12 protein-coding genes are annotated in these 12,233 nt (G+C 62.3%); 9 read left to right on the forward strand and 3 right to left on the reverse strand.

Annotation, left to right across the window (positions count from 1 at the left end; translation table 11 throughout):
- Positions 1–99: 99 nt before the first annotated feature.
- Positions 100–1,563 carry a D-alanyl-D-alanine carboxypeptidase/D-alanyl-D-alanine-endopeptidase gene (dacB, locus tag F6X61_RS02125; protein ID WP_153785163.1) on the forward strand — a complete coding sequence of 488 codons (1,464 nt, stop codon included), beginning with the start codon at positions 100–102 and terminating at the stop codon, positions 1,561–1,563.
- Positions 1,564–1,900: 337 nt separating this feature from the next.
- Here dacB and uraH read toward each other — a convergent pair whose 3' ends face one another.
- Positions 1,901–2,254: a hydroxyisourate hydrolase gene (uraH, locus tag F6X61_RS02130; RefSeq protein WP_110993583.1), complete on the reverse strand. Its 354-nt coding sequence runs from the start codon at positions 2,252–2,254 to the stop codon at positions 1,901–1,903.
- A gap of 388 nt (positions 2,255–2,642) precedes the next feature.
- On the opposite strand from uraH, the gene puuE reads away from it, so the two are divergent.
- The 7 genes from puuE (at position 2,643) to F6X61_RS02165 (ending at position 9,677) form a co-directional block, all read left to right on the forward strand.
- Positions 2,643–3,569, forward strand: coding sequence for an allantoinase PuuE (gene puuE, locus F6X61_RS02135; RefSeq protein ID WP_125463336.1), 927 nt, complete (start codon positions 2,643–2,645; stop codon positions 3,567–3,569).
- Positions 3,569–4,084: a 2-oxo-4-hydroxy-4-carboxy-5-ureidoimidazoline decarboxylase gene (uraD, locus tag F6X61_RS02140; protein ID WP_153785164.1), complete on the forward strand. Its 516-nt coding sequence runs from the start codon at positions 3,569–3,571 to the stop codon at positions 4,082–4,084. Before puuE ends, uraD begins: the two co-directional genes overlap by 1 nt.
- A gap of 109 nt (positions 4,085–4,193) precedes the next feature.
- Complete coding sequence (locus tag F6X61_RS02145) at positions 4,194–4,697, forward strand: ureidoglycolate lyase (protein WP_046856488.1); 504 nt, start codon at positions 4,194–4,196, stop codon at positions 4,695–4,697.
- Positions 4,698–4,742: 45 nt separating this feature from the next.
- Positions 4,743–6,059 carry a urate hydroxylase PuuD gene (locus F6X61_RS02150; protein WP_153785165.1) on the forward strand — a complete coding sequence of 439 codons (1,317 nt, stop codon included), beginning with the start codon at positions 4,743–4,745 and terminating at the stop codon, positions 6,057–6,059.
- Positions 6,060–6,259: 200 nt separating this feature from the next.
- Complete coding sequence (locus tag F6X61_RS02155) at positions 6,260–7,615, forward strand: nucleobase:cation symporter-2 family protein (RefSeq protein WP_153785166.1); 1,356 nt, start codon at positions 6,260–6,262, stop codon at positions 7,613–7,615.
- Between the two features lie 141 nt (positions 7,616–7,756).
- Positions 7,757–8,542 (forward strand): outer membrane protein OmpK, encoded by a 786-nt coding sequence (locus F6X61_RS02160; protein WP_125463333.1) that lies wholly within the window; start codon positions 7,757–7,759, stop codon positions 8,540–8,542.
- A 352-nt stretch (positions 8,543–8,894) separates the two neighbouring features.
- A complete protein-coding gene (locus tag F6X61_RS02165; protein WP_153785167.1) occupies positions 8,895–9,677 on the forward strand; it encodes an outer membrane protein OmpK in 783 nt (260 codons plus the stop codon).
- Positions 9,678–9,843: 166 nt separating this feature from the next.
- Here the strand turns inward: F6X61_RS02165 and F6X61_RS02170 are convergent, their stop codons facing one another.
- Positions 9,844–10,758 carry a DUF808 domain-containing protein gene (locus F6X61_RS02170; RefSeq protein WP_153785168.1) on the reverse strand — a complete coding sequence of 305 codons (915 nt, stop codon included), beginning with the start codon at positions 10,756–10,758 and terminating at the stop codon, positions 9,844–9,846.
- A gap of 132 nt (positions 10,759–10,890) precedes the next feature.
- Between F6X61_RS02170 and F6X61_RS02175 the strand changes: the two genes are divergently transcribed.
- The gene (locus F6X61_RS02175) at positions 10,891–11,502 is read left to right on the forward strand and encodes a TetR/AcrR family transcriptional regulator (protein WP_110993592.1); all 612 of its coding nucleotides are present in this window, start codon (positions 10,891–10,893) and stop codon (positions 11,500–11,502) included.
- Between the two features lie 123 nt (positions 11,503–11,625).
- Here the strand turns inward: F6X61_RS02175 and F6X61_RS02180 are convergent, their stop codons facing one another.
- Positions 11,626–12,066: a heme-binding protein gene (locus F6X61_RS02180; RefSeq protein WP_153785169.1), complete on the reverse strand. Its 441-nt coding sequence runs from the start codon at positions 12,064–12,066 to the stop codon at positions 11,626–11,628.
- Positions 12,067–12,233 lie beyond the last annotated feature (167 nt).

The following is a 12,233-nucleotide window of genomic DNA, read 5'->3' on the forward strand; positions in this document are numbered from 1 at the left end:
ACGTGCGCTTGGGGCATAATGCGCACTCGTTTACGTGCTGGGGCCATCATTCTTACAGCCCCATGTTCTTTTTCCCTCGCCTGCAGGGTTCATCTATCCATGATCAAGACGTTCCGCCCACTATTGCTCGCCGGCCTGCTCCTGCCACTCGCCCTGCCCAGCCAGGCCGCCGCCGTCAACACCAGCTTGCCGGCCAAGGTGCAGCAGGCCCTCAAGACCAACAAGCTGCAAGACTCCGCCCTGTCCCTGGTGATGCTGCCGCTCAATGGCCCCGGCACCGCGACCGTGTTCAACGCCGACGTTTCGGTGAACCCGGCCTCGACCATGAAACTGGTCACCACCTATGCCGCGCTCGAGCTGCTGGGCCCCACCTTCCAGTGGAAGACCGAGTTCTACACCGACGGTACCCTGAGCAACGGTGTGCTTAACGGCAACCTCTACCTCAAGGGCGGTGGCGACCCCAAGCTGAACATGGAAAAGCTCTGGCTGCTGATGCGCGACCTGCGCGCCAACGGCGTGCGCACCGTGACCGGCGACCTGGTCCTGGACCGCAGCCATTTCGTGCAGCCCAACCTGCCACAGTTCAATGACGACGGCGGCGACGACAACAAGCCGTTCCTGGTCAAGCCCGATTCGCTGCTGGTCAATCTCAAGGCGCTGCGCTTCGTCGCCCGCAACGACGGTGGCAAGGTCACGGTGGCGGTCGAGCCGCCGATCGCCAGCATCCGCATCGACAACCAGGTCAAGGCCGTGGCGGGCAAGCAGTGCACTGGCGAAGTGCGCTACAACCCGGTGACCCAGGCCGACGGCGTCAGCGTGACGGTCAGCGGCCAACTGGCTGAAGGCTGCAACTCGCAGACTTACCTGTCGCTGCTGGACCACCCGACCTATGCCGCCGGCGCCGTGCGGGCCATCTGGAACGAGCTGGGCGGCAGCATCCAGGGCAGCGACCGCATCGAGAACGTGCCCAAGAGCGCCCGCCTGCTGGCCCGGGCCTTCTCGCCGGACCTGGTCGAAGTGATCCGCGACATCAACAAGTACAGCAACAACACCATGGCCCAGCAGCTGTTCCTCAGCCTCGGCGCGCAGTTCCGCACCGACGCCGATGGTGACGATGCCCGTGCCGCCCAGCGCGTGGTGCGTCAGTGGCTGGCGAAGAAAGGCATCACTGCGCCGCACCTGGTGATGGAGAACGGTTCGGGCCTGTCCCGCGCGGAACGGGTCAGCACCCGCGAGATGGCCGCACTGCTGCAGGCTGCCTGGAACAGCCCGTACGCCGCCGAGTTCATAAGCTCGATGCCACTGGTGGGCATGGATGGCACCATGCGCAAGCGCCTCAAGCGCACGGCCATGAGCGGTGAGGCCCACATCAAGACCGGCACCCTCAATACCGTCCGCGCGATCGCTGGCTTCAGCCGCGACAGCAATGGCAACACCTGGGCGGTCGCAGCCATCCTCAACGACCCCAAACCCTGGGGCGCTTCGCAGGTGCTGGACCAGGTACTGCTTGACCTCTACCGGCAACCGAAGCTGGCCAATGGGACGGCGGGCATCGCGCCCTGATGTCGGCCTGAACGGGCTGTACGAGCAAACGACAAAGGGGCGCATGGCGCCCCTTTGTCGTATCTGCCTGCGTTTAAATCATCGCAAGCTGCGCCCCCACAGTTAGAACGCTTGGTGTCAAAGCGCGCGTACCCTGTGGGAGCGGCGGTTCGCCGCTGCGATTTACCCGCGAACACCGGCAGAGCCGGTGCCATCCAACGCGCCGCCTGCTTCGCGGTGGTCCGGCACTCCGGTAAACCCGCTCCCACAGGAATTGCACCGCTCCTACAAACAGGCAAAAAAAAGCCCGCCAGTGTGAGAGCGGGCAAGGACCTACGAAGATTCTTCTAGCGACCAACTAGCTTCCACGATAGGTCGAGTAGCTGTACGGCGAGATCAGCAGCGGCACATGGTAGTGCTCTTGCTGCTCGTCGATACCAAAGCGCAGCACGACAACGTCAAGGAACGCCGCAGCCGGCAGTTGCACGCCGCGAGCGCGGTAATAATCGCCAGCGCTGAACTGCAGCTGGTAAACGCCGGTACGGTAGTCGTCACCCTGCAACAGCGGCGCATCGACGCGGCCATCGCTGTTGGTCAGCACGGTGTTGATCAACTCCAGCTGCTGGCCTTCGACACGGTACAACTCAACCTTGATCGAGCTGCCCGGGCAGCCATGCGCGGCGTCCAGTACGTGTGTGGTCAAACGTCCCATTTGCTTGTCGCCTCTTGTCGTATGCGTGGGCAAAAAATACACGGCATGCACCGGGCACGGGGGCCAGCGGTGTGCGGGAATGACGCCATTAAGACAGTTTCTCAAAAAATTGTACACAATTTTTTAAACCCTTCTTGCAGCTCGCCCGCTCACCCCTGAAAACAGGCCACCAATCGCAAAGACAGGCAGCAAGCAGGCATCACCGTCATTAGCTGACCAATCAGGCAGGTTTCTTGCAAGCCGTTTCAGGGCGACAAATGGGAAGAAATGCGGAAAAACAGGCTTACAAAGTATTTAAGAAGTTGTATACAATCAGCCCATCCGGTGGTGCGACATCCCGACGCGGCCCGCCCACCACCCGCACTAACGTACAAGAAGGAAGACTGCAGTGAGCGCTGACTACCCTCGCGACCTGATCGGTTACGGCAACAACCCACCTCATCCGCAATGGCCGGGGAATGCCCGCATTGCACTGTCCTTCGTGCTCAATTACGAAGAAGGTGGCGAGCGCAACATCCTGCACGGCGACAAAGAGTCCGAGGCTTTCCTGTCTGAAATGGTTGCCGCCCAGCCATTGCAGGGCCAACGCAACATGAGCATGGAATCGCTCTACGAATACGGCAGCCGCGCCGGTGTATGGCGCCTGCTCAAGCTGTTCAAGGATAGCGGCGTGCCGCTGACCATCTTCGCCGTGGCCATGGCCGCCCAGCGCCACCCCGACGTGATCCGCGCCATGGCCGAGGCCGGCCACGAGATCTGCAGCCACGGCTACCGCTGGATCGACTACCAGAACATGGAAGAAGCGCAAGAGCGCGAGCACATGCTCGAAGCCATCCGCATCCTCACCGAACTGACCGGCGAGCGCCCGGTGGGCTGGTACACCGGCCGCACCGGCCCGAACACCCGGCGCCTGGTGATGGAGGAAGGCGGCTTCCTCTACGACAGCGACACCTACGACGACGACCTGCCCTACTGGGAACCGAACAACCCGACCGGCAAGCCGCACCTGGTGATCCCCTACACCCTGGACACCAATGACATGCGCTTCACCCAGGTACAGGGTTTCAACTGCGGCGAGCAGTTCTTCCAGTACCTCAAGGACGCCTTTGACGTGCTCTACGCCGAAGGCGCCGAAGCCCCGAAAATGCTCTCCATCGGCCTGCACTGCCGCCTGGTCGGCCGCCCGGCGCGGCTGGCCGCGCTCAAGCGCTTCGTCGATTACGCCAAGAGCCATGAGCAGGTCTGGTTCGCCCGTCGCGTGGACATCGCCCGCCACTGGCACGCCACCCACCCGTACAAGAAAGAGAACGCCTGATGACCGCCTTCAACACCCTCAAACCGTCCAGCCTGGACCGCGCTGCCTTCGTCGAAGCCTTTGCCGACATCTACGAGCACTCGCCGTGGGTCGCCGAAAAAGCCTACGACCTCGGCCAACTGGCTGAACTGGACGAGATCGAAGCGCTGCATCAGCGCATGAGCGACATCCTGCTCAGCGCCAACCACAGCGACCAGTTGGCCCTGATCAACGCTCACCCGGACCTGGCCGGCAAAGCCGCCGTACAGGGCGAGTTGACCGAATCGAGCACCAACGAGCAGGCCGGCGCCGGTATCCACCAATGCACCGCCGAGGAGTTCGCCCGTTTCACCGAACTGAACGACGCCTACAAAGCCAAGTTCCAGTTCCCGTTCATCATGGCGGTCAAGGGCAGCAACCGGCACCAGATCCTCGCCTCCTTCGAAAAGCGCATCCACAACGACAAGGATGCCGAGTTCAAGGAAGCCCTGGCGCAGATCAACCTGATCGCCCTGTTCCGCCTGCTGCAGCTTTGAGGATTGAGCCCAGGCCCGGCCCGAGTGCGTGACGCGTCCGTACCCAGGGCCAGGCCTGAAAAGCCAGTCCACCCAAATCAAGAACAACGAACATAGAAGAGATAACCGCATGCGCACCCTGATGATCGAGCCCCTGACCAAAGAAGCCTTTGCCCCGTTCGGTGATGTGATCGAAACCGATGGCAGCGACCACTTCATGATCAACAACGGCTCGACCATGCGCTTCCACAAGCTCGCCACGGTCGAGACCGCCGAGCCTGAGGACAAGGCGATCATCAGCATCTTCCGCGCCGACGCGCTGGAAATGCCGCTGACCGTGCGCATGCTGGAACGCCATCCGCTGGGCAGCCAGGCTTTCATCCCGCTGCTCGGCAACCCCTTTCTGATCGTGGTCGCGCCAGTTGGCGATGCACCTGTATCAGGCTTGGTCCGCGCCTTCCGCAGTAACGGCAGGCAGGGCATCAATTACCATCGCGGCGTTTGGCACCACCCGGTGCTTACGATCGAAAAGCGGGATGATTTCCTGGTGGTTGATCGCAGTGGTTCTGGCAACAACTGCGATGAGCATTACTTCCCCGAGGAACAGATGTTGATCCTCAATCCCCACCAATAAGAAAGGGTCGGTCATCGATGTGGTGACCGGCGAGAGGTAACTACTGTGGAAGCACACCTTCACGAATGGCTGAACCTGAGCATTCGCTGGGTTCACATGATCACCGGCGTCGCCTGGATCGGTGCATCGTTCTACTTCGTCTGGCTGGAGAACCACCTGAACCGAAGCAACCCGCGCGATGGGTTGTCGGGTGACCTTTGGGCCATCCACGGTGGCGGTATCTACCACCTGGAAAAATACAAGCTCGCGCCACCGAAAATGCCCGAGAACCTGCACTGGTTCAAATGGGAAGCCTACTTCACCTGGATGTCCGGGATCGCCTTGCTGTGCGTGGTGTTCTACTGGAACCCGGCCCTGTACCTGCTGGCACCCGGCAGCACCCTGAGCGGTGCCGAGGGCGTGGCCATCGGTATCGGTTCGCTGATCGCCGGCTGGTTCGTCTACGACTTCCTCTGCGACTCGCCCCTGGGCAAGAAACCGGCCCTGCTGGGTGGCGTGCTGTTCGTGCTGATCATCGCCGCATGCTGGGGCTTCAGCCTGGTATTCAGCGGCCGCGGCGCTTACCTGCACACCGGCGCGATCATCGGCACCATCATGGTCGGTAACGTGTTCCGCATCATCATGCCGGCCCAGCGCCAGCTGGTGGCGGCCATCGAGAACAACCAGACCCCCGATCCGGTACTACCGGCCAAGGGCCTGCTGCGCTCGCGCCACAACAACTACTTCACCCTGCCGGTGCTGTTCATCATGATCAGCAACCACTTCCCGAGCACCTACGGCAGCCAGTACAACTGGCTGATCCTGGCCGGGATCGCGGTGGCCGCGGTACTGATCCGTCACTACTTCAACACCCGCCACGACAGCAACAAGTACGCCTGGACCCTGCCTGTCGGCGCCCTGGCGATGATCTGCCTGGCCTACGTGACCGGCCCCAAGCCGCTGCCGACTGCCCCTGAGCAGGCTGCTGCGAAGGTCGAGTACCAGCCGTTGCCAGCCACGGCCGTGGGTGGCAAGACCGCCGCCGAGCTGCGCGCCGAGGAGGCTGCCAAGCCTGCCGAAGCACCTGCTGCTCAAGCCCCGGCAACCGCCCAGGCCGCCACCGGTGGTTTCGACAAGATCCACACCGTCATCCAGGAACGCTGCACCGTGTGCCACTCGTCCAAACCGACCAGCCCACTGTTCAGCGCCGCCCCTGCCGGCGTGATGTTCGACACCCCGCAGCAGATCCAGGCCCAGGCCGCGCGCATCCAGGCGCAGGCCGTCGCCAGCCAGATCATGCCGCTGGGCAACATCACTCAGATGACCGTTGAAGAGCGCAAGCTGGTCGGCGACTGGATCGCCAAAGGCGCCCAGGTCAACTGACTGGATACGCCCACTCACTCTCGTGGGAGCGGGCTTGCCCCGCGATGAGGCCGGTACTGCCGGCCTCTGTTTCACCTTCAAAGCAACAAGCAAGCATCGAGCGTGCGTCTTCACCCGGGAACCACAGCCTCCTCAACCAGGCCTGCCAGGTGAAGCCGCCCGCTTGGATCCGAGAATAAAAACAAAACTCGAGGTGCTGCATGTCCGAGTCACCCAAGGCGTACATTCCTGTTGCGCCGCCACGACAGCCCCTGCCCCTGTTCCAGCTGATCCTGGTGGGTTTGCAACACGTTCTGCTGATGTACGGTGGCGCCATTGCCGTGCCGCTGATCATCGGCCAGGCCGCCGGCCTGTCCCGCGAGGAAGTCGCCTTCCTGATCAACGCCGACCTGCTGGTCGCCGGCGTTGCCACCATCATCCAATCCTTCGGTATCGGCCCGGTCGGCATCCGCATGCCGGTCATGATGGGCGCCAGCTTCGCCGCCGTCGGCAGCATGGTGGCCATGGCCGGCATGCCCGGCGTCGGTTTGCAGGGGATCTTCGGCGCGACCATCGCCGCCGGTTTCTTCGGCATGCTGATCGCGCCATTCATGTCCAAGGTCGTGCGTTTCTTCCCTCCCCTGGTAACCGGCACGGTCATCACCTCCATCGGCCTCTCGCTGTTCCCGGTGGCGGTCAACTGGGCCGGTGGTGGCCATGAGGCCGAGACCTTCGGCTCGCCGATCTACCTGATGGTCGCCGGCCTGGTGCTGGCGGTGATCCTGCTGATCAATCGCTTCATGCGCGGTTTCTGGGTCAACGTTTCGGTACTGGTGGGCATGGGCCTGGGCTACGTGCTCGCCGGTTCCATCGGCATGGTCGACCTGTCCGGCCTGAACGAGGCGCCTTGGCTGCAGGTGGTCACCCCCCTGCACTTCGGCATGCCGACCTTCAGCCTGGCGCCGATCCTGTCGATGTGCCTGGTGGTGGTGATCATCTTCGTCGAGTCCACCGGCATGTTCCTGGCCCTGGGCAAGGTCACCGACCGTGAAGTTACCCCAGGGATGCTGCGCCGCGGCCTGCTGTGCGACGCCGGGGCATCGTTCATCGCCGGGTTCTTCAACACCTTCACCCACTCCTCGTTCGCCCAGAACATCGGCCTGGTGCAGATGACCGGAGTGCGCTGCCGCTACGTAACGGTGATGGCAGGCGGCTTGCTGATCCTGCTCAGCCTGCTGCCCAAGGCGGCCTTCCTGATCGCCTCGATCCCGCCTGCAGTACTGGGCGGCGCGTCCATCGCCATGTTCGGCATGGTCACCGCCACCGGGATCAAGATCCTCCAGGAAGCGGACATCTCCGACCGTCGCAACCAGTTGCTGGTTGCGGTCAGCGTCGGCTTCGGCCTGATCCCCGTGGTCCGCCCGGAGTTCTTCGCACAGATGCCGCAGTGGATGGAACCCATCACCCACAGTGGCATCGCCATGGCCACCCTCAGCGCCCTGGTGCTGAACCTGCTGTTCAACATCCTCGGTGGCGCCGAACGCGCCGCGCACAACGACGCCTGCCACCAGCATTGAGGACCAGGGGCGGCAGCGTTTGCCGCCCCGCTTTACCACCTGCAGTAACCGCATCACCGTCGGCCCGCCGGAATGGGCCGTCCGGGGCGCCTGCGCGCCGAAAAAACCGCCAACAAAAACAATAAGTCCGGGAAACACAACATGAAGCGCATCACTTCCTCGCTGTTGCTGGGCAGCAGCCTGCTGGCCACCCTCCCTTCCCACGCCGGCGAATGGCTGCAGTGGCACGGCGAAAGCCTGACCTACCTGTATGGCAAGGATTTCAAGGTCAACCCCGATATCCAGCAGACCATCACCTTCGAGCACGCCAACAAGTGGAAGTACGGCGACACCTTCCTGTTCGTCGACAAGATCTTCTACAACGGCAAGCCCGACCCGAGCAAAGGCGTGACCACCTACTACGGCGAGTTCAGCCCGCGCCTGTCGTTCGGCAAGATCCTCGACCGCAACCTGAGCTTCGGCCCGGTCAAGGACGTGCTGCTGGCCATGACCTACGAACGCGGCGAAGGCGACAACGAGGCCTACCTGATCGGCCCCGGCTTCGACCTGAACATTCCCGGCTTCAACTACTTCACCCTGAACTTCTACCTGCGCAACACCGAAGGCAGCCGCCCGGGCGACAACGTCTGGCAGATCACCCCCGGTTGGTCCTACACCATTCCCGTGGGCCGCTCCGACATCCTGATCGACGGCTACATGGACTGGGTCACCGACAACGACCAGACCCGCCGTGGCACCTACCACTCCAACCTGCACTTCAACCCACAGGTCAAATACGACCTGGGCAAGGCCCTGAACCTGGGCGCCAAGCAGCTTTACGTGGGCTTCGAGTACAGCTACTGGAAGGACAAATACGGCATCGACAGCCGCGGCAACCTGGAAAGCAATCAGAGCGTCGCCAGCGCTCTCATCAAAGTGCATTTCTGATAACCTGACCAAACGCACAACTTTGTAACACGGTGCTCCAGGACGGAGCACTTGAGGACCGGCGCGCAAGCCAGTAATCTGCGCGCCCCCTCGATCGGGGCAGGAAGGATCCTGCCCACGTTTGCTGACCGCTCAGTCAATGAATTCGGGCGGTTGGTCAACGTGTTGCCAGCCTGAAAGAACCATGTTCATCCGTTCAGCAAGACGTCGAGCAGGATGGTTGTGGCCAACCCGGAAAAGTTGGCGCAGCTCTTGCCAAACAGCTGTGGCCAATCGAAAAAAGCTGACTCAAAAGACAAAAAACGGCGCCCGAGCGCTGACAACAGATCCAATCAAGGGAGCGACACACGCAATGCGCATCATCAATAGCCTGATCCTCGCCGGCGGCCTGCTGGCCTGTGGCGCCAGCCAAGCCGGTGACCTGCTGCAGTGGCAGAACAACAGCCTGACCTACCTGTGGGGCAAGAACTTCAAGGTCAACCCCGAAATCCAGCAGACGGTGACCTTCGAGCACGCCGACGGCTGGAAATACGGCGACAACTTCTTCTTCCTCGACAAGATCTTCTACCAGGGCAAGAAGGACGCCAGCAACGGCCCGAACACCTACTACGGTGAGTTCAGCCCACGCCTGTCGTTCGGCAAGATCTTCGACCAGAAGATCGAGTTTGGTCCGGTCAAGGACGTGCTGCTAGCCATGACCTACGAGTTCGGCGAGGGTGACACCGAGTCCTACCTGATCGGCCCAGGCTTCGACCTGGCCATCCCAGGCTTCGACTACTTCCAGCTGAACTTCTACCAGCGCACCACCGATGGCAGCCGCCCGGGCGACAACGTGTGGCAGATCACTCCAGTGTGGTCGTACACCATTCCAGTCGGCGATTCCGACGTGCTGATCGACGGCTTCATGGATTGGGTAGTGGACAACGACGAGAACCGTCGCGGCACCTACCAGGCCAACCTGCACTTCAATCCGCAGATCAAATACGACCTGGGTAAAGCGCTGCACCTGGGAGAGAAGCAGCTGTACGTCGGTATCGAGTACGACTACTGGAAGAACAAGTACGGCATCAAGGACAGCGACGCCTTCACCACTGATCAGAACACCATGAGCTTCCTGGTCAAGGTTCACTTCTGATCTGAAGCCAGTGCATAACCTGTAGGAGCGGCCTCGTGCCGCGAAAGGGCTGCGCAGCAGCCCCGGTGATTTTGCATGATGTCGAGATCCTGGGGCCGCTTCGCGCCCCTATCGCGACACAAGGCCGCTCCTACAGGCGAACCGGGGCAAGCCCCGACCAGGCGCTTCAGTTTGCCGGCTTTACCGCCCGCCACACCTTGCTCACGACAGCAACCACCGCCAGCACCACCGCCCCGGCGACGACCCCCGCCGCTCCATTGAGCAAAGCCCCGGTCAATGCCCCGCCCCGCCCTTCGCTGAACGCCTCGATGGCGTGATGCAGCGGTGCAATGCCGTGCACCAGGATGCCGCCACCGACCAGGAACATCGCCGCAGTACCAATCACCGACAGGCTCTTCATCAGGTATGGCGCCGCACGCAGGATGCCGTTGCCGACGGCCCGGGTGACGCTTGAGGCCTTCTTGCTCATCCATAGGCCGAGGTCATCGAGCTTGACGATGCCGCCCACCAGGCCATACACACCCACGGTCATGACAATGGCGATGCCCGACAGCACGATGATCTGCTGAGTCAGCGGCGCATCGGCGACGGTACCCAGGGTGATGGCGATGATCTCGGCGGAGAGAATGAAATCGGTGCGCACCGCGCCCTTGATCTTGTCTTTCTCGAATGCCACCAGGTCGACATTGGCATCGGCGACGGCTTCTTTACGCGCCTCGTGCTGCGCCTCGTCCTCTTCCTTGCTGTGCAGGAACTTGTGCGCCAGCTTCTCGAACCCCTCGAAGCACAGGTAGGCGCCACCGACCATCAGCAGCGGCGTCACCGCCCACGGGATGAACGCGCTGATCAACAGCGCCGCCGGCACCAGGATCGCCTTGTTGGCCATCGAGCCCTTGGCCACCGCCCACACCACCGGGATCTCGCGCTCGGCGCGCACGCCGGAAACCTGCTGGGCATTGAGCGCCAGGTCGTCACCGAGCACGCCGGCGGTCTTTTTCGCCGCGACCTTGGTCATCAGCGAGACATCGTCGAGTACCGTGGCGATGTCGTCGATCAGTACCAGTAGACTGCTTCCTGCCATGTTTGCCTGTATCCCATGTTTTGAGTGCTGCGGATTCTAGCCGAAAGTCGCTGCCTTGAGCGCCCGTCGGGGCGGGTGCTACCATGCCGGACCCCTCACGGAGGGGGCCATACACGAGGAAGACCCCCGACAATGAGCACCATTCGCGAGCGCAACAAGGAACTGATCCTGCGCGCGGCCAGTGAAGAATTCGCCGACAAGGGCTTCGCCGCCACCAAGACCAGCGATATCGCGGCCAAGGCCGGCCTGCCCAAGCCGAACGTGTACTACTACTTCAAGTCGAAGGAAAACCTCTACCGCGAGGTGCTCGAGAGCATCATCGCGCCGATCATGCAGGCTTCGACGCCGTTCAGCGCCGATGGCGACCCCAAGGAAGTGCTGAGCGCCTACATCCGCTCGAAGATTCTCATCTCCCGCGACCTGCCCCACGCCTCGAAAGTGTTCGCCAGCGAGATCATGCACGGCGCGCCGCACCTGTCGCCGCGCCAGGTCGAGCAGCTCAACGAGCAGGCCCGGCACAACATCGAGTGCATCCAGCGCTGGATCGACCGCGGGCAGATCGCCCACGTCGACCCGCACCACCTCATGTTCAGCATCTGGGCGGCGACGCAGACTTACGCGGATTTCGACTGGCAGATTGCCGTGGTGACGGGGAAGGCCAAATTGGCCGACAGTGACTACGATGCGGCGGCGGAAACCATCATTCGCCTGGTGCTGAAGGGCTGCGAGCCCGAGGCGGCCTGAACCACCGCGATTGCCTCATTCGCGGGTAAACCCGCTCCCACAGGTTCACCACAACCTTCAACATTGTGGTGAACCTGTGGGAGCGGGTTTACCCGCGAAAGGGCCGGTAGCGTCAATAAAGAATCAGGCAGCCACCCCCGCATCCGCCGTCAGCCCCGCCGCCTCGATCGCACTGATCGCACACTGCTCGTCGATATCCGACGTATCCCCGCTGATCCCTACCGCACCCAGCACCTTGCCGTCCTGATCGCGAATCAGCACGCCACCGGGCACCGGCACCACCGGCCGCTCACCCAAGCCATTGAGCGCGGCATAGAACGCCGGCCGCTGCTGCGAATCCAGCGCCAGCAGGCGCGAGCCCTTGCCCAGGGCCACTGCGCCCCAGGCCTTGCCGATGGCCACGTCCGGGCGCAGCAGGCTGGCACCATCCTCCCGTTGCAGCGCCAGCAGGTGCCCGCCGGCATCCAGCACCGCCACGGTCAGTGGCGCTGCGTTGATCTTGCGGCCTGCAGCAAGCGCGGCGTTTACCACGCCGACGGCGACTTTAAGGGTCAATGCGTTCATGAAAAGGTCCTCTTCTTGTTGTGAGAAGCCCTGAGGGCAGTTGAAAACCGATGAGAGAATAGAACACAACAGAGATATGTTTTGTATACAATAATTTGACGCAATCGTACCGACTGCGACGAAATGCCGCTTTTCACGGCCCCGAGAGCCAATCAAAGCCTGCCGAC

It is taken from the genome of Pseudomonas sp. EMN2, assembly GCF_009650555.1.
GTDB classification, from domain to species: Bacteria; Pseudomonadota; Gammaproteobacteria; order Pseudomonadales; family Pseudomonadaceae; genus Aquipseudomonas; species Aquipseudomonas sichuanensis.

Excerpts from the sequence above, each read along its gene's own strand:
- dacB (WP_153785163.1), top strand. The coding sequence starts at position 100 with ATGATCAAGACGTTCCGCCCACTATTGCTCGCCGGCCTGCTCCTGCCA.
- uraH (WP_110993583.1), bottom strand. The coding sequence starts at position 2,254 with ATGGGACGTTTGACCACACACGTACTGGACGCCGCGCATGGCTGCCCG.
- uraD (WP_153785164.1), top strand. The coding sequence starts at position 3,569 with ATGACCGCCTTCAACACCCTCAAACCGTCCAGCCTGGACCGCGCTGCC.
- F6X61_RS02145 (WP_046856488.1), top strand. The coding sequence starts at position 4,194 with ATGCGCACCCTGATGATCGAGCCCCTGACCAAAGAAGCCTTTGCCCCG.
- F6X61_RS02155 (WP_153785166.1), top strand. The coding sequence starts at position 6,260 with ATGTCCGAGTCACCCAAGGCGTACATTCCTGTTGCGCCGCCACGACAG.
- F6X61_RS02160 (WP_125463333.1), top strand. The coding sequence starts at position 7,757 with ATGAAGCGCATCACTTCCTCGCTGTTGCTGGGCAGCAGCCTGCTGGCC.
- F6X61_RS02165 (WP_153785167.1), top strand. The coding sequence starts at position 8,895 with ATGCGCATCATCAATAGCCTGATCCTCGCCGGCGGCCTGCTGGCCTGT.
- F6X61_RS02170 (WP_153785168.1), bottom strand. The coding sequence starts at position 10,758 with ATGGCAGGAAGCAGTCTACTGGTACTGATCGACGACATCGCCACGGTA.
- F6X61_RS02175 (WP_110993592.1), top strand. The coding sequence starts at position 10,891 with ATGAGCACCATTCGCGAGCGCAACAAGGAACTGATCCTGCGCGCGGCC.
- F6X61_RS02180 (WP_153785169.1), bottom strand. The coding sequence starts at position 12,066 with ATGAACGCATTGACCCTTAAAGTCGCCGTCGGCGTGGTAAACGCCGCG.